The following is a 16,813-nucleotide window of genomic DNA, read 5'->3' on the forward strand; positions in this document are numbered from 1 at the left end:
AGGGGCCCGGCAGCTGTCACTGCCGGGCCGCCACCGGCACCCCCATGACCTCGCGGGCGTGCCGGTCCGGCACCATGCCCAGGGTCCAGGCCCGCCACCCGGCGTCCAGGTCGACCCCGCGCTCCAGGAGCAGCTGGTAGGCGTCCACGTACTCGTCGAGCTTGGTGTCGCGCAGAGGGTGGGTGGCGCGGGACAGCTGGGTCAGTTCCTCCTGGGCGACCGCCGTGCCGATCTCGACACCGCCCGGCGCCCCGTAGGGCAGCAGGGTGCACCGCAGGAACCTGGCCCAGTCCTCGCCGCGGCGGTCACCGTACGAGGCGAAGAGCGACACCGCGTCGTCGCACAGGGACAGGGCCTGCTGGGTGCGGGCGTTGCCCGCGTCGACCACCGCCAGTTCCAGGCAGGTCCACGCCTCGCCGTGGGCCACGCCGATGCGCTGGAAATCGGCGCGGGCATCGACCAGGAGCTGGCGGGCGAAACCCGAGTTGCGCAGCGAGCCCGTCTGGACGGCTCGCTGGTCGCGGGTCACCCGGGCCGAGTGGTGACGGGCGCACGCGAGCCCGTACACGTCCCGCATCCGCGAGAACATCGTCCGCGACCGCTCCAGCTCCCGCACCGCCTGATCCAGGTTGCCCGTCTCCTCCAGGGCCTGGCCCAGGTAGTAGACCGACCACGCCACGCCGCGGGCGTCCTCGTTGTCCTGATGCCGGGCGGCAGCCTGGCGCAGCCCGTCGACCGCGGCGGACGCGTCACCGGCGACCATACGGGCGCGGGCGAGCTGGGTCATGGCCCACGCCGCGCCGCGGGCGTCGCGGGTGCGCCCGTACAGGTCCAGGGCCACGCGCAGCTCCGCCTCCGCGCCCGGCACATCGCCCATCCGCAGCTTCAGCTGGCCGAGCTGGAAGTGCGCCCACGCCTGGCCGTGCACGGACTCGCCCTCGCCGTGCAGCACCAGAGCCCGGGTGAGCAGATCGAACGACTCCGCCAGCCTCGCCCTGTCCCGCTCCACCGCCGCCAGCGCGTGCATCGTCCAGGCCCGGTCCACCGACAGCTCCGGCGCCGCCTGGAGATCCAGCGCCTCCCGCAGCTTCGCCGCCGCCTCGGTCAGATTGCCCTGGTGGTGGAGCGTGATGCCGAGGGAGCAGAGCGCACGGGCCGCGCCCGCGTCGTGGTGCGCCTCCATGTAGAGGTCGACGACGGAGGTCAGGGTGGTGCGGGCCTGGTCCAGTTCGCCGAGCTGACGGGCCGCGATGCCCGTACGCCACTGGACCGAGCGCACCAGCAGGCCCTGGTCGACGGCGCGGGCAAGCTCGCTGATCTCGCCCAGACGGTAGAGGTCGCCGCGCAGCAGGCAGTAGTCGCACAGGGCGCCCAGCAGGTTCAGGACGGCCGCCTGGTTCACGCCCTCGGTATGCCTGAGTGCGGCCGTGATGAAGCTGGACTCGTCGTCCAGCCAGCGCAGCGCCTCGTCGAGCGACGTGAAGCCGTGCGGCCCGAAACGGTCGGAACGGGTCGACATCTTGCCGTCGACCAGACGGAGCACCGAGTCGGCCAGATCCGCGTACGTCACGATCAGGCGCTCGTGGGCAGCCGTCCGCTCCGCCGGCTCCTCCTCGTCCAGCAGGCGGGCCTGCGCGAAGGTGCGGACGAGGTCGTGGAGGCGGTAGCGGTTGCCGCGCACATGGTCGATCAGGCCCGCGCGGGAGAGCGCGGTCAGGTGCCGGGCGGCTTCCGGCTCGTCCGTGGCCAGCAAGGAGGCCGCCGCGGCGACGCCCAGCGACGCCCGTCCCGCCAGGGCCAGGCGCCGCAGCAGCCGCCGCGCCGGATCCTGCTGGTCGGTGTAGCGCAACCAGAGGGCGCGCTCGACGGGCTCCACCGGGCCGTACGCCCCCAGATCCGTGGCCAGCCGGGGCGGCGTGCGCGTGCCGCCGAGCGACGAGCCCGCGACACGCAGGGCCAGCGGGAGACCGCCGCACAGCTCCCGTATCCGCTCGGAGGACTGCGCGTCGTAGGGCGCCGAACCGTCCGCCGAGCTGTCCTGGGCCGCCGCACCCAGCAGTTCCTCCGCGCCCGCCTCGTCGAGGGCTTCGACGGGGAGCTGGTGCACCCAGGCGGGGACGTCGGCGGGCAGATCGAGGGCCCCACGGGCGGTGACCAGGACGAGGCTGTCGGAGCGGTCGGGGACGAGGGCGCGGACCTGCTCGGGGTCCGAGGCGTCGTCGAGGATGATCGTCACCGGCAGTCCCGTCAGATGCTGGTGGTACAGCTCGCTCAGCCGCTTGACCTGCTGGTCGGGGGAGGAGCGCTCGCGGAAGAGGAGCTGTTCGCGGGGTGCGCCGAGACGGTTCAGCAGATGCAGCAGGGCGTCCCGGGTGGACAGCGGCGGCTCGCCCGTGCTGTCACCGCGCATGTCCACCACGCACGCCCCGCGGAACTGGTCCTTCAGATCATGGGCCGCGCGCACCGCGAGCGTCGTACGGCCCGAACCGGGGGCACCGTGCAGCACGACGACGGTCGAACGGGTCTCGGTGCTGGCCCGCGCGGCCTGCACCCACTGCCGGACGCGGGCCATCTCCGCCCGTCGCCCCGCGAACGGACCGTCCGCCTCCGGGAGCTGCTGGAAGGACTGCTCCAGCACGCTTCTTCTGCGCGCCGCCGCGCTCTTGTCGGTACGGCGCAGCTGGGGTGCGCCCTTCTTCGAGCCGGCGCCGGCGCTCGTGTTCGCGCTCAGCACGCGCTGCTGGTCCAGGAACGGGCGGATGCCGCGCACTTCCAGGGCGGTCAGCCACTGGAGCCGCAGCTGTTCGGGGCCGCCGGGCTGGCCCAGTGCTCCGGCGTGGTGATGGGCGGCCGGGACGTGGGAGGCGGTCACCTTCAGGACGGTGGCGGCGGCGCCGACGACGCCCACCGTGACGCCGGCGCCGAGGGCGGTGCCCGTGCTCGTGCCGAGGGCCAGGTCTGCCACGGCCGCCGCGACCGCGGCCACGGCCGCGACCAGCAGCGGGGTGCCGGCACCCTCCTTCGCGTACCGCTGGGCGAAGGTGACCTGGCCGGCCTCGGCCTCTTCGAGTGCGCGGGTGTACGCCGCGTACTCCTCCGTGGCCGCCTCCGCCATGGCGTCGAGCGCGGTGCGCGCTCTGGTGAGCAGTGCGCCGCCGTCGGTGCGGCCGCCGGACCGACGGACCTCCTCCTCCACCGCCCTCGCCAGCAGCCGCTCGGCCTCCACCCGATGGCCGTCCCGCATGACACGTCCCCCTCGCTCGCAGCAACGGCGTTCCTTGGTCAAGTGTGCTTGGGAAGGGGCGTGGTGGCGAGAGGGCGCGAAATGGGGGTGGGGGGCCGAGTTCGGGCGGGAGGGGTGCCTGGCGTGGTTTGACGATCAGAGGAACCAGTCCCGTGACCTCGAGAGCGCTCGATCGTTCTTACGGTTGTCGGGCTGAAGATCGAATGGGGGCACTGTGACCCGTCTCGCTGTACACGAGCCGACGGGAAAGATCCCGGTCGTGTCCTATGCGCGCACCTCGGAGGATGTGCGTCAACGCGATGGGCATGGAGTGCGCAACCAGCTGCGGATCAATGAACGGACCGCTTATGGGCAGGGCTGCGAGATCGTCGGGACATACGAGGACAACGGTCGCAGCGCGTCCAGGGCGGGAGTGGTGAGGCCTGACTTCGACCGCTTGCGCGGACGACCGGCTGTATCGACGCGCGGACGACCTTGCCCGGTTCTTCGCCGCGCTGACCAGCAGACCAGGACGCATCTACGTTGATCCGCGGGGCGTCAGAGACCCGTACTCGCAGGAAGGGCTACTGCAAGCCGTCCGGTCGCTGGAGGCCGCGGTCACAGAGACGCACACGAGAAGTCGGCGGCTGACCGACTGGCATTGGGCTCGTGCTGTCGAGGGCGTACCGCACAGCGGGCCACGTCCCTTCGGCTGGCAGGAGGACAGGATCACGCTTCATCCTGATGAGGCCCAGCTCGTCGAGCGGGCGATCCTCGGCCGTATCGGAGGAAAGGCGGTTCGGGCCATCGCGCGTGACTGGTGTGATCTCGGGGTCACAGGCACGCGTGGCGGCAGGCCCAATGCCCAGACCGTCACACAGATCATGACCGCACCCAGAGTCTGCGGCTACCGGGCCAACAGAGGCGAACTGCTCCTGGTCCCGGAGACACGGCAGCCGGTGCTCGGCCAGTGGGAACCCATCGTGCCGCCGGAGCAATGGCACGCCGTATGCGCGACATTCTCGCCCGGCAGTCTCTACCTCCATCGGGGTACCGGTGCTCCGAGGCTTGCCGGAAAGAAGAAAACCGCGCCTCGTCACCTTGCCACCGGCTTCCTCCGATGTGGGGCGGAGCGCCGCGACGGCGGTGCTTGTCGCGGCGCGCTGTGTGCACAGAAGGGGAGAAGTAAGCAGAGCCCCTACGTCTACACCTGCCGCTCCTGCGGGCGATGCAGCATCAGCGGGCCCTTGGCGGACGAGGCCCTTGAGCGACTGCTCTTCTCCGAGCCTCAGAGCGGCATGATGTCTTCCGAGGCCGAGCGTCAACACTGGCGGTCCGGTGGTATGCGACTCGAAGAGAAACACAGGATCATCGCGTCGGCCCTCGTCTGTTGCATCGTCCGACCCGGTGTGAAAGGTGCTCATTCCTGGGACCACTCGCGCGTGGAGCCGATGTGGCGTTGCGCGGGTGGGGCAGTGCCGGGAGAAACTCCGGTCTGAGAACAAGCCGTCCTGTGGCAGCCGAAGCAGTCAGGCACGATGGAGTCATGGTGAACCGACTGGCCCACGAGACATCCCCGTACCTCCTCCAGCACGCCGACAACCCGGTCGACTGGTGGCCCTGGTCGGAGGAGGCCTTCGCGGAGGCGCATCGGAGAGGTGTGCCGGTACTGCTGAGTGTCGGTTACTCGAGCTGCCACTGGTGCCATGTACTTGCCAAAGAAAGCTTCGAGGACGAAGCCGTCGCCACCTTCATGAACGCCCACTTCGTGAACGTCAAGGTCGACCGAGAAGAGCGCCCCGACGTCGACGCCGTCTACATGGAGGCCGTGCAGGCCGCCACCGGGCAGGGTGGCTGGCCCATGACCGTGTTCCTGACGCCCGACGCCGAGCCCTTCTACTTCGGGACGTATTTCCCGCCCGCCCCCCGCCATGGCATGCCCTCCTTCGGGCAGGTCCTGGAAGGTGTGCGGGCCGCGTGGGCCGACCGGAGGGACGAGGTCGCCGAGGTCGCCGGGAAGATCGTGCGGGACCTGGCCGGGCGGGAGCTGAACTACGGCGCCATGGACGTGCCGGGGGAGGAGGAGCTCGCTCAGGCGCTGCTCGGGCTGACGAAGGAGTACGACGCCACGCGGGGCGGGTTCGGCGGGGCGCCCAAGTTCCCGCCGTCCATGGTCATCGAGTTCCTGCTGCGGCACCACGCCCGCACCGGCTCCGAGGGCGCCCTGCAGATGGCGCAGGACACGTGCGAGCGCATGGCGCGCGGCGGTATCTACGACCAACTGGGAGGCGGATTCGCTCGGTACTCGGTCGACAGGGACTGGGTTGTGCCCCATTTCGAGAAGATGCTCTATGACAATGCGCTTTTGTGTCGCGTCTACGCCCACCTGTGGCGCGCCACAGGGTCCGAGCTCGCCCGCCGCGTCGCCCTCGAGACCGCCGACTTCATGGTGCGCGAGCTGCGGACCAATGAAGGAGGGTTCGCCTCCGCGCTCGACGCCGACAGTGAGGACGGCAGCGGCAAGCATGTCGAGGGTGCCTATTACGTGTGGACCCCGGCCCAGCTTGCCGAAGTCCTCGGGGACGACGACGCTCGGCTCGCCGCGGACTACTTCGGCGTCACCGACGCGGGCACCTTCGAGCACGGGCAGTCCGTGCTCCAGCTTCCACAGCACGAAGGCGTGTTCGAGGCTGCGCGCATCGAGTCCATCAGGCAACGGCTCCTCGACGCGCGCTCCACGCGCCCCGCTCCCGGCCGCGACGACAAGGTGGTCGCCGCCTGGAACGGGCTCGCCGTCGCCGCGCTCGCGGAGACCGGCGCATACTTCGATCGGCCGGATCTGGTCGAGGCGGCGCTCGCGGCCGGTGATCTGCTCGTACGGCTGCACCTCGACGACCAGGCTCGGCTCTCCCGGACCAGCAAGGACGGGCAGGCCGGGGCGAACGCGGGCGTGTTGGAGGACTATGCCGATGTCGCCGAGGGCTTCCTCGCGCTCGCGTCCGTGACCGGAGAGGGCGTCTGGCTGGAGTTCGCCGGGTTCCTGCTCGACCACGTGCTGGCCTCGTTCACCGACGAGGAGTCGGGTGCCCTGTACGACACGGCCGTTGACGCCGAGAAGCTCATCCGGCGGCCGCAGGACCCCACGGACAACGCGATCCCGTCCGGGTGGAGCGCGGCGGCCGGGGCGCTGCTCGGGTATGCCGCCCACACCGGCTCCGTGCCCCATCGCACTGCCGCCGAGCGGGCGTTGGGTGTGGTGAAGGCGCTCGGGCCGAGGGTGCCGCGCTTCATCGGGTGGGGGCTCGCCACCGCCGAGGCGCTCCTCGACGGGCCGCGGGAGGTCGCCGTCGTGGGACCCGCCGCCGACGATCCGGGGACGAAGACCCTGCACCGCACGGCACTTCTCGGCACCGCGCCGGGTGCGGTCGTCGCGGTGGGGACCGCGGACAGTGACGAGCTTCCGCTGCTGGCCGACCGTCTGCTCGTCGGCGGCGAACCGACCGCGTACGTCTGCCGCAACTTCACCTGTGACGCCCCGACGACCGATGGTGACCGACTTCGAGCGGCCCTGAGCGGCTGAGACGGCCTGCTGCACCTGGCCGGCCACGACGGACCCGCAGCTACGCCACGACGGACCCGCAGCTACACACAGCGCTCAGTTACCCGAACTCCTCAACGCCGCTCAGAGCAGAACGCGAGGGCGCGCTCCACGATCGCTTCCAGCTGATCATGGTGCGCGCCCTTCCAGTACGCCCGCCCGCACTCCTCGCACTGCGCGAAAACGTCGTACGACCGCCGCGTCCCGCCCTCCAGCTGGTCCGCGACGTCGTCCTTCGCGGCCTCCCTGAGGAGCCCGTTGCAGGCCGTGCACCGAGTCCAGGGCCGCAGCTCGGGCGCGAAACGGTCCAGTACGTCGTTCAGTTGCTCGTCCGGTCGCGTGCTGTACACGAACGCCCCGGCCCACAGTTCGCGGCGCCGCAGCAGCCCCCGGTCGCGGCTGAGCATGACCCGGCGCTCGGCGGCGGAGCGCGCCGCGAGGGCGGGGTCGCCGATGTCGGTGGACTCGTAGGCCGCGTCGACGCCGAGGAGGCGCAGCCGGCGGGCGAGGGTGCCGAGGTGGACGTCGAGGAGGAAGCGGAGCGGGGCTCCGGGGACGCGCTGGGGGCGGGCGACGGGCCGTACCCGCACGGTCTCGCCCGGCCCGGCGACGTGGGAGACCGGAACCTCACGCCCGTCGGCCACCAGCGCGCCGACCTCCGTCAGCGGGACGCCCAGCGACTCGACGACGTGGCCCAGCGTGGAGACGCCGTCGGTGACGACCTTCGTGGCACCCTCGCGTCGCCCCTGGGGGACGAAGATTCCCAGCTCGGGGGCGAACTCGACGTGGATCTCAGGTCCGTTCACCGGGTCAGGATGTCATGGCCGCCCTGCGGTCGGCCGGTTCTTTTCCGGTGCCCCGCGCGGCCGGGGTCACCGCTTTCTCGGGAGGTTCTGGAAGGCGGCCAGGGTGCGGTCGACCACGTCCGTCAGATCGTCCTGGTAGTCGCGCTCGGCCCAGTAGATCATCGCCTCCAGGAGCGCGCCCATCAGGCCCATCGCGTAGACCCGCACCTCGAGGTCGTCCTCGTCGCGTCCCGTGCGTTCCGCGAGCGCTCGGCACATCAGGCGCCCGGTGACGGACATGGTCTCCATCATCCGCGCGCGCACCGAGGGGACCGAGACCATCAGCCCGATGCGGAGCTTCATCTCGTCGTCCGCGTAGTCCGGGGTGTCGGTGACCGCCAGGGCCAGCGAGTGCCGGATCGACCATCGCACGGACTCCAGCACCGGTTCGTCCGCCGGGCGTGAGCGCAGCAGGTCCTCCATCAAGGGGTCGTACTCGTCGGTGAGGACGATGTCCTCCTTGGTGGGGAAGTACCGGAAGACGGTGCTGGGCGAGACCTCGGCCTCCTCGGCGATCTGCTCGACGGTCGTCGCCTCGTACCCCTGTTCCTTGATCAGCCGGTAGGTGGCGTCCCTGATCGCGGTGCGTGTCTTGAGCTTCTTGCGCTCCCGCAGGCTCAGCCGGCGCTCGGCCTCCGGGAGTCGGCGGGCCGTGTCCGGAAGAGGGGTTCGTGCCGTGGTCATGTCGTTCATTGTCGGCCATGGATCTGGCGCGAAGCCAGATCCGGAGTCTCGCCGTCCGCTGCCGGGGCCGGTCCCGGGGCCGCAGCCGGGGTCGGTTCCGGGTCCGGTACCGGGGTCTCGCCCGGCCGCTGGTTCGGCAGGAGTACTGCCGTCAGGAGGGCGGCCACCAGGGCCGCGATGCCGCAGACGACGAGGACCGTGGACATGCCGTCCACGTACGCGGAGTCGGCGGAGCGGGCGAGGGCCGGCAGACCCAGTCGCTCGGCGACCGCGTGGGCGCCGGTCAGCGAGTCGCGCGCCGCGCCGGCGGCCCCGGCAGGCAGGCCGGTGGTGTCGACGTGGTCGCCGTAGGCCCCGGCGACCAGGCTGCCGAGCAGCGCGATACCGATCGCACCGCCCACCTGGCGCAGCGTCATCAGCGCCCGGAACCTCCCCCACTCTCAACTACGTTCGAGCGGGGGGACCCCCAGCCCGCCTCCTCGGCGGGGATCCCGCCGAGCGCCGCGTCCATCGCGGGCACCATCGCCAGACCGAAGCCCACGCCCGCGATCGTCAGCCACAGCGCGGTGAACCCGTAGCCGCTGCCGGTCCCGGTGCGGGAGCCGAGCAGCGCGGCGAAGCACAGCACCACGAGACCCACGGTGACCACGGGGCGGGGACCCAGACGCCCCACCAGGGGAGTGCTGAGCCGCGCGGCGACCATCAGGCCTCCCATCATCGGCAGCAGACGCAGCCCGGTGCCGAACGCGTCGGTGCCCCCGACCTCCTGAAGGTACGTCGGCAGCATGAACAGCAGCCCGGAGAAGACGAACGTGCCCAGTGTCGCGGCCAGGGTGTTGAACAGGAACCCCCGGTGCCCGAGGAGCTCGAGGCCGAGCATCGGCCGTACGGCGCGCCGCTCCCGTACGACGAGGGCGGCGAGCAGCACCGCGGACAGCGCGAACGAGCCGATGACAAGTGGACTGCTCCAGCCGCGCCCGGGTGCCTCGATGATGCCGAAGACGAGCGCGCCGAGACCGAGCGCGCTGTACCCGGTGGACACCACGTCCACCCTCGGTGAGGCGGGGATGGGGGTCCCCCCGCTCGAACGAAGTTGAGAGTGGGGGAGGGACTCGGGGAGCAGGAAGACGCAGGCGGTGATGCCGAGGGCGACCATCGGCACGTTGATCAGGAAGATCGATCCCCACCAGTAGTGGTCGAGCAGCAGTCCGCCGACGAGCGGACCGAGCGGCATGCCCGCGGCCATCGAGGCGGTGACGGCGGCGACCGCCTTGCCGCGTTCCTCGGGGCCGAACATCGACGGCAGCACGGACAGTCCGAGCGGGATCACCAGCGCGGCGCCCACGCCCATCACCGTCCGGGCGGCGATGACCAGTTCGGGCGTGTGGACGAGGGTGCCGAACAGGGCGCCGGCGAGGAACACGCCGAGCCCGGCGATCAGCATCCTGCGCCGCCCGAAGCGGTCGCCGAGCAGCCCGGCGGGCAGCATCAGCGCCGCGAACACCACGATGTACGCGTCCACGATCCTCCCCCAGTGCTAAACGCCTGGGGGGACCCCCAGGAGTTCTCCGGTGCTCGCCCGCAGCTGCCCGGCCATCGTCGGGAGCGCGACGTTGAGGATCGTCATGTCGAAGCCGAGCACGAGCATGCTCGCGACCAGTGCGCCGAGGGCCCACCAGCGGCGGGGGTCACGCCGAGGGTCCTGGACTTGCGTGACAGTAGCCATGAAATGAGAGTAACTCTCAAAAGGTGGAGACTGTCAACGCCGGAGAGGCGACTGTCAGTGCCGTGTGTCACTCTGTGGTCATGGGTGCTCGCGCTCTGTGAGGCTCGGGTGTCGCCCTGACATGCGAAAGGGCCGCGGCGTGCGAGCCGCGGCCACTGAAGAGGAGTTCGCCGGAAGGGACGGAAAGGGCGGAAGGAACGGGAGGGTCAGGCGTGCTGATAGGCCACCAGTGAGATGCCGACGTAGTGCACGACGAACGCCGCGAGGGTGAGGGAGTGGAAGACCTCGTGGAAGCCGAACCAGCTCGGTGACGGGTTCGGGCGCTTCATCCCGTAGATCACGCCGCCCGCGCTGTAGAGGAGGCCGCCGACGATCACCAGGACGAGGACGGCGATCCCGCCCGTCCGGAGGAAGTCGGGAAGGAAGAAGACCGCGGCCCAGCCCATCGCGATGTAGCAGGGGGTGTAGAGCCAGCGCGGGGCCCCGATCCAGAACACGCGGAAGACGATGCCCGCCAGTGCGGCACCCCAGATGCCCCACAGCAGCCACTGCCCCTTGGTGTCGGGCAGGAGCAGCAGGGTCAGGGGTGTGTAGGTGCCCGCGATGATCAGGAAGATGTTCGCGTGGTCCAGCCGGCGCAGGATGGCGTCCGCGCGCGGGCTCCAGTTGCCTCTGTGGTAGAGCGCGCTGATCCCGAAGAGCAGGCAGGCCGTCATGACGTAGATGCCACAGGCTATGCGTCCCCGTGTCGAGTTCGCGAGTGCGGTGAGCACCAGACCCGCGATGATCACGGCCGGGAACATGCCCGCGTGCAGCCAGCCACGGAGCCTCGGCTTGATCGGATGCGGCAGGGAGGGCGCGGCGGGACCGCGGTCGGCGACCGGCAAGTCCGTGGGCGCGTCGGGGGCGGACGCAGTCATGACCGGCATCGTACCTACGGAGCCGTAAGTGACCTATCAGTCCGACAGGTTGGGCGCTCAAGAGTGGCCATGCTCTCACCGGTCGCCCGAATTTCTGGATACGCGTGGTGAAGCGCCGGTGACAGGGTGAAACAGGATGGGCGAATTCTACCGAGTGGTGATGGTCACGTCGCTCAGGTGTGAGGCCCTCTGGACATATGCGCGGATGCGTCGGATGATCAAATGAGTGCGGTCGGCACCGGATGAGCGCCATGAGATCCACATCGCGAAGCATCCGGGTCGCGGCCCCCACGGGGCGTCCAAAGAAAAATCCCTCATTTAGGAGCAATCGTGGCGCAGGACATCGCGGCTCCCCCCGATACCGTCCCCACCACCCACAAGGAACTGATCGCGTGGGTGAACGAGATCGTCGAACTGACGCAACCGGACAGCGTGGTCTGGTGTGACGGATCAGAAGCCGAGTACGACCGGCTCTGCGCGGAGCTCGTCGACAAGGGCACCTTCAAGAGGCTCGACCCGATCAAGCGCCCCAACTCCTACTACGCCGCCTCCGACCCCACCGATGTCGCCCGGGTCGAGGACCGTACGTTCATCTGCTCCGAGCGCGAGGAGGACGCCGGCCCGACCAACCACTGGAAGGACCCCGCCGAGATGCGGGAGATCTTCCAGGGCCGGGACGGCAGCGGCGGCGTCTTCCGGGGCTCGATGCGGGGCCGGACGATGTACGTCGTGCCGTTCTGCATGGGGCCGCTGGGCTCGCCGCTGTCCGCGATCGGCGTCGAGATCACCGACTCCGCGTACGTGGCGGTGTCCATGCGCACCATGACCCGTATGGGACAGCCGGTGCTGGACGAACTGGGCTCCGAGGGCTTCTTCGTGCGTGCCGTGCACACGCTCGGGGCCCCGCTGGAGCCGGGCCAGGCGGACGTGCCATGGCCGTGCAACAGCACGAAGTACATCTCGCACTTCCCCGAGACGCGCGAGATCTGGTCGTACGGCTCCGGGTACGGCGGTAACGCGCTGCTCGGCAAGAAGTGCTACGCCCTGCGCATCGCGTCCGTGATGGCGCGGGACGAGGGCTGGCTGGCCGAGCACATGCTGGTCCTCAAACTCACGCCTCCGCAGGGTGAGCCGAAGTACGTGGCGGCGGCCTTCCCGTCGGCGTGCGGCAAGACCAACCTCGCCATGCTGGAGCCGACGATCTCCGGCTGGACGGTCGAGACGATCGGCGACGACATCGCGTGGATGCGGTTCGGGGAGGACGGGCGTCTCTACGCCATCAACCCCGAGGCCGGTTTCTTCGGTGTCGCGCCCGGCACCGGCGAGCACACCAACGCCAACGCGATGAAGACGCTGTGGGGCAACTCGGTCTTCACGAACGTCGCGCTGACGGACGACGGTGACATCTGGTGGGAGGGCATGACGGAGGAGACTCCGGCCCACCTCACGGACTGGAAGGGCAACGACTGGACGCCGTCCGCGGACGTCCCGGCCGCCCACCCGAACGCCCGCTTCACCGTCCCGGCCTCGCAGTGCCCGATCATCGCGCCCGAGTGGGAGGACCCGAAGGGCGTGCCGATCTCGGCGATCCTCTTCGGCGGCCGCCGCGCCACGGCCGTGCCGCTGGTCACCGAGTCCTTCGACTGGAACCACGGCGTCTTCCTCGGCGCGAACGTGGCGTCGGAGAAGACCGCGGCGGCCGAGGGCAAGGTCGGCGAACTGCGGCGCGACCCCTTCGCGATGCTGCCCTTCTGCGGCTACAACATGGGCGACTACATGGGGCACTGGGTCGAGGTCGCCAAGGGCAAGGACCCCGCCAAGCTGCCGAAGATCTACTACGTCAACTGGTTCCGGAAGAACGACGAGGGCAAGTTCGTCTGGCCGGGCTTCGGTGAGAACAGCCGCGTCCTGAAGTGGATCGTGGACCGGCTGGACGGGCGGGCCGAGGGCGTCGAGACCCCGATCGGCGTCCTGCCGGCGAAGGGTGCCCTGGACACGAACGGTCTTGAGCTGTCGGAGTCGGACCTCGACTTCCTCCTCACCGTCGACAAGGACGTGTGGCGTGAGGAGGCGGGGCTGGTCCCCGACCACCTCAACACCTTCGGTGATCACACGCCCAAGGAGCTGTGGGACGAGTACCACGCGCTGGTGCGGCGCCTGGGCTGACACCCGGCAATCAGAGAAGCCCGGGGCTCGCACAACGGCGTGCGGGTCCCGGCCCTTGGGTTGCGCCCCCGCCGCCCCTACCCGTCCCATCCTGTCCATGAGGGCTCCGCCCCCATGCCCCCGTGGGGTGGGGGGTGGCTGGGGTGGGTTGGTTGGGTGCGGGTGGGGTGTGGCTGGTCGCGCAGTTCCCCGCGCCCCTAAAAGCCGGGCAGTTCCCCGGGGCCTTGCTGTTCATCGTGATCGTCGCCACCGCAAAGGGAAGCTGACGGGCGTGGCCTTGCCCGTTGCCCGCCTCGCCCGTTACCCGGACCTGCCCTCCAGATAGCGCGTGTGCGACTCCTGTCGTCGGGCCTCGACGTCCCGGAGAGTGGCGGCCAGCGCCGTGAACTCCTCCTGCAGAACGGAGAGCTGGCGCTCCAGGTGGCGCTCGGGCGGGTCCGTCCCCGGGGTCAGCCGGGTCCACCACCGGGTCCGTACGAAGGTGTCGACCGCCTCGGGCACGTCCTGTCGCACGGCCCTGGACAGGGCGTGCACGCCCTCCGGGTCCTGGGCGAGGACCTCGGCGACCCAGCCGGGGTCCAGGAGGGCCGTGAGCAGGTCGGTCAGCTCGGTGAGACGGCCGGAGGCGGCGGGCGGCAGTTCGACGTCCGCCAGGTAGTCGCGGAGCCTGCCGAAGTCGGCGCGCAGCTCGTCGAGCTGGGCCGAGGGATCGGGGAAGTCCGGCAGGGGCGGGCGTTCGGGCGGGGCGATCAGGGCGCCGGCGGCGTACAGGCCGGTGACCACGACGGGCCAGTAGGGGCCCGCCGCCCCCGTGAAGGTCAGCACCAGGCCGGCCAGCCCGCAGGCACTGCCCGCGATGTTCTTGCGGGACTCCAGATACCCCAGGAACCTACTGGTAGCCACGGATCTCCTCGAAGGCGCCGTCCAGCGAGCCCTTCTGGGCGTCGAAGAGACGGCCACCGGTCAGGTCGGCGATGTGCTCCAGTTCGGAGCGGTCGGAGTCGCCGAAGAGGATGGGGAAGACGGGGATCTGCCGCCGGGCGCCGGACAGGGAGCGATAGAAGTCGTCGAAGTCACCGGCTTTCGCCCCGGTCGTGTTCTCGCCGTCCGTCATCAGCACGACCGACGTGAACGTGTCCCGGTCGTCGGAGCCGAGATGGTCGTACGCCTTCTCCAGGGAGGTGTAGATCGCCGTGTCGCCGTCGGCGCTCAGCTTCCCGGTGTCCCGCCGGATCCCGTCGAGCCCGGACCGGGGATCGGCGGGGTTCACTACATGCGTCCGCACGCTCTTCACGTCCGAGCCGAAGGGCATCAGGGTGACCTCCTCGCGGTCCCGGAAGTCGCCGGTGAGGTCGGTGAGCGCCTGCTTCAGCCGGTCCAGCCGCTCGCCCTCCATCGAGCCGGAGGTGTCGAGGACGTACACGGTCCTCGACGGGCGGCGCAGCTCGTTCTCGTACGAGTCGAGCAGCCCGTCGGCGACGGAACGGCTGCCCGGGAAGGGCAGTTCGCGCCGCCTGCTCGTGTCGAGGCCGGCCGCGGGCCGCACGGACGGCACGACCGGGCGCCGGTGGGTCTTCTCGGTGATCGCGCGCTGGATCTCCGGTGTGCGCAGGGCCTCGGTCAGACGGCGGACGTCCTCGCGGGTCGAGGAGTCGGTCGCGGCGAGGGAGGTCAGCGGGTAGTCGGCGGTGACGACACCGTCGCGGGGACGGATCACGGTGAGACCCGGGACGCCCTTGAGGACGGACTCGTAGTTGAGCAGCGCGTCGACGTTCCCGCGCCGCCGGTACGCCGCCGCCAGCCAGCCCGACGAACCCGAGGTCAGCTTCTGCCCCGTGAAGAACTCCTTCAGCCGGGGGGCCGCCTTGGCGACGTCCGCGTCCGTGAGGGCGGCCTGGGCGCCGGAGAGCGCCGAGGCCACCGAGACGAGCGTGGAGAAACCGGAGTTGGAGCGGGCCGGGTCGGTCATGCCGTAGGTCAGCTTCCCGTCCCGCACGGCCTGCTCGACCTGGGCCCAGGTGACGTCGTCCGGCTTCCAGCCCAGCTCCGTGACGGTGGCGGACCTGACCCCGATCGCGACCGGGCTCGACATGACGGGTGTCTCGGAGACCACCTTCCCCGCCGCGTCGGGGCGAAGGCGCAGATAGTCGTTGGAGGACAGCCACAGGGCGTCGTACCGCCCGTCGGCCTTGCCCGTCGCCAGCAGCTCGACGGCGTCGAGGGTGCCCATGTAGGTGGGGCGGACCTTGATGCCGGTGTCCTTCTCGACCTGGTCGAGGACGGGGGCCATGTCGCTGAGCTCGCTGGAGGCGAGGACGCGGAGGGTGCCGGGGATCGGCGCGCCCGGGTCCTGCTGGTGCTGGTCCTCCTGCGCCGAGCAGCCCGTCAGCAGGGCGGCGGCGGCCAGGCCTATGGCCAGTGCTCGTCGTCCGACGGCCAGTGTTCGTCGTCCGGCGGGAAGTACTCGTCGTCTCATCCGAGCCCTCCTTCCAGCGCGCCCTGGGACCGGCTGCGCTCCAGGTAGGCGCTCGCCTGCTGGAGTTCGGACGTGAGGGACTCCACCGTCGCCGCCATCGTCTCGGTCGCCTGGATCTTGTAGGTGTCGATGGCGTCGAGGGTGCGGTAGATCTGCTGGAAGGCCGAGCGCAGCGTCTCCGCGCCCACGGCCGGGTCGGCGGCGATGCGCTGGATCTCGCCGCTCTGCGTGGCGAGCATCTCGGCGTTCCCGCGGATCAGGTCCTCGGTCGTGCCGCGCAGCGCGTTGACCTGGTCGACGACCTTGCGCTGGTTGTCGAGCGCGGAGGCGAGCATGACGGAGATCCGCAGGGCCGACACCGTGGTCGTGGCGGCCCGGTCGACGCCCTTGATCAGCTCGTCGTTGTTGCGCCGTACGACATCCATGGCCAGATAGCCCTGGGCGCAGACGGCGAGCTGCGTGAGCAGGTCCTGGTGCTTCTGACGGACGGGGAAGAGCACGTCGGCGCGCAGGGTGTCGGCCTGCGTAGGGTCCGTCGCCTCCACGCCCGCGACGTGCTGCTCGACGGCGGTGTCCAGGGCCTCGGTGAGGACGACGTACTCCTGGAGCTTGCCCATGTTCTCCCAGAGGCGGACGCGCTCGGTCTGGAGCGCCGCGTTGTCGCGCCGCAACTCGTCCTGCCCGCCCCGCAGGGATCCCACGATCTTGTTCAACGTGCCCTGCGCCGAGGCGTACTTGGCGACGTGGTCGCGCAGCTTGTTGCCGCCGGGCAACCGGGAGAGGAACCGGCGTCCCTTCGCCGCGGGCAGGTCACGCGGGTCCAAGTCCTCGACGACCCGCCGCAGTTCGACGAGCGAGCCCGCGACCTGGGACTGGGCGTCCCCGCCCTTGGACGGCAGGGAACGGACGGCGCGCTCCAGCATGCGGTTGGACTGCGCGGCCGCGGTCCGCATCTCGCCGGCGCCCAGAGCGGTGATCTCGCCGACCTTGCCGGCGAACTCCGGTGAACGGGCGTCGAGTACGGCGAGCCCCTGCACGTACTCGGCGGCCTTGCGCGCCATGTCGGTACGCACCCCGTCGTCGACGGGGACGAGCCCGCCGGCCTTCTCCCGGGGCACGGGCGCGACGGCCTCGGGCGGTGTGAGGGTGAAGGTGTCGTTGTCTGTTGTCACTTG

The 16,813-nt window shown here is 70.6% G+C and carries 11 protein-coding genes and 1 pseudogene; 4 read left to right on the forward strand and 8 right to left on the reverse strand.

Annotated features, from left to right (window positions below):
• Positions 1 to 16 precede the first annotated feature (16 nt).
• Positions 17 to 3,244 carry a tetratricopeptide repeat protein gene (locus AB0959_RS00530; RefSeq protein WP_366823993.1) on the reverse strand — a complete coding sequence of 1,076 codons (3,228 nt, stop codon included), beginning with the start codon at positions 3,242 to 3,244 and terminating at the stop codon, positions 17 to 19.
• A gap of 259 nt (positions 3,245 to 3,503) precedes the next feature.
• On the opposite strand from AB0959_RS00530, the gene AB0959_RS00535 reads away from it, so the two are divergent.
• The 3 genes from AB0959_RS00535 (at position 3,504) to AB0959_RS00545 (ending at position 6,803) form a co-directional block, all read left to right on the forward strand.
• Entirely contained in the window at positions 3,504 to 3,770 is a 267-nt protein-coding gene (locus tag AB0959_RS00535; RefSeq protein WP_366823994.1) for a recombinase family protein, read from the forward strand.
• A 181-nt stretch (positions 3,771 to 3,951) separates the two neighbouring features.
• Complete coding sequence (locus AB0959_RS00540; protein ID WP_366824260.1) at positions 3,952 to 4,722, forward strand: recombinase family protein; 771 nt, start codon at positions 3,952 to 3,954, stop codon at positions 4,720 to 4,722.
• Between the two features lie 47 nt (positions 4,723 to 4,769).
• Positions 4,770 to 6,803 (forward strand): thioredoxin domain-containing protein, encoded by a 2,034-nt coding sequence (locus AB0959_RS00545; RefSeq protein ID WP_366823995.1) that lies wholly within the window; start codon positions 4,770 to 4,772, stop codon positions 6,801 to 6,803.
• Positions 6,804 to 6,895: 92 nt separating this feature from the next.
• Here the strand turns inward: AB0959_RS00545 and AB0959_RS00550 are convergent, their stop codons facing one another.
• From AB0959_RS00550 to AB0959_RS00565, 4 genes and pseudogenes are all read right to left on the reverse strand, one after another.
• The gene (locus AB0959_RS00550; protein ID WP_366823996.1) at positions 6,896 to 7,627 is read right to left on the reverse strand and encodes a Mut7-C RNAse domain-containing protein; all 732 of its coding nucleotides are present in this window, start codon (positions 7,625 to 7,627) and stop codon (positions 6,896 to 6,898) included.
• A 66-nt stretch (positions 7,628 to 7,693) separates the two neighbouring features.
• Positions 7,694 to 8,350, reverse strand: coding sequence for a TetR family transcriptional regulator (locus tag AB0959_RS00555; protein ID WP_366823997.1), 657 nt, complete (start codon positions 8,348 to 8,350; stop codon positions 7,694 to 7,696).
• Positions 8,351 to 8,355: 5 nt separating this feature from the next.
• Positions 8,356 to 10,076, reverse strand: a pseudogene (locus AB0959_RS00560) (MFS transporter).
• A 206-nt stretch (positions 10,077 to 10,282) separates the two neighbouring features.
• Positions 10,283 to 10,996: a hemolysin III family protein gene (locus AB0959_RS00565; RefSeq protein WP_366823998.1), complete on the reverse strand. Its 714-nt coding sequence runs from the start codon at positions 10,994 to 10,996 to the stop codon at positions 10,283 to 10,285.
• A 330-nt stretch (positions 10,997 to 11,326) separates the two neighbouring features.
• Between AB0959_RS00565 and AB0959_RS00570 the strand changes: the two genes are divergently transcribed.
• Positions 11,327 to 13,162: a phosphoenolpyruvate carboxykinase (GTP) gene (locus tag AB0959_RS00570; RefSeq protein ID WP_366823999.1), complete on the forward strand. Its 1,836-nt coding sequence runs from the start codon at positions 11,327 to 11,329 to the stop codon at positions 13,160 to 13,162.
• Positions 13,163 to 13,462: 300 nt separating this feature from the next.
• Here the strand turns inward: AB0959_RS00570 and AB0959_RS00575 are convergent, their stop codons facing one another.
• Genes AB0959_RS00575 through AB0959_RS00585 form a run of 3 tightly spaced genes read right to left on the reverse strand, consistent with a single transcriptional unit; the run spans position 13,463 to position 16,810 of the window.
• Positions 13,463 to 14,065, reverse strand: a complete 603-nt coding sequence (locus tag AB0959_RS00575; protein WP_366824000.1) for a hypothetical protein — start codon at positions 14,063 to 14,065, stop codon at positions 13,463 to 13,465.
• Positions 14,052 to 15,638: a VWA domain-containing protein gene (locus AB0959_RS00580; protein ID WP_366824001.1), complete on the reverse strand. Its 1,587-nt coding sequence runs from the start codon at positions 15,636 to 15,638 to the stop codon at positions 14,052 to 14,054. Before AB0959_RS00580 ends, AB0959_RS00575 begins: the two co-directional genes overlap by 14 nt.
• A complete protein-coding gene (locus tag AB0959_RS00585) occupies positions 15,635 to 16,810 on the reverse strand; it encodes a toxic anion resistance protein (RefSeq protein WP_366824002.1) in 1,176 nt (391 codons plus the stop codon). Before AB0959_RS00585 ends, AB0959_RS00580 begins: the two co-directional genes overlap by 4 nt.
• Positions 16,811 to 16,813: the final 3 nt, after the last annotated feature.

The organism is Streptomyces sp. NPDC046862 (genome assembly GCF_040704615.1).
Taxonomy (GTDB): Bacteria; Actinomycetota; Actinomycetes; order Streptomycetales; family Streptomycetaceae; genus Streptomyces.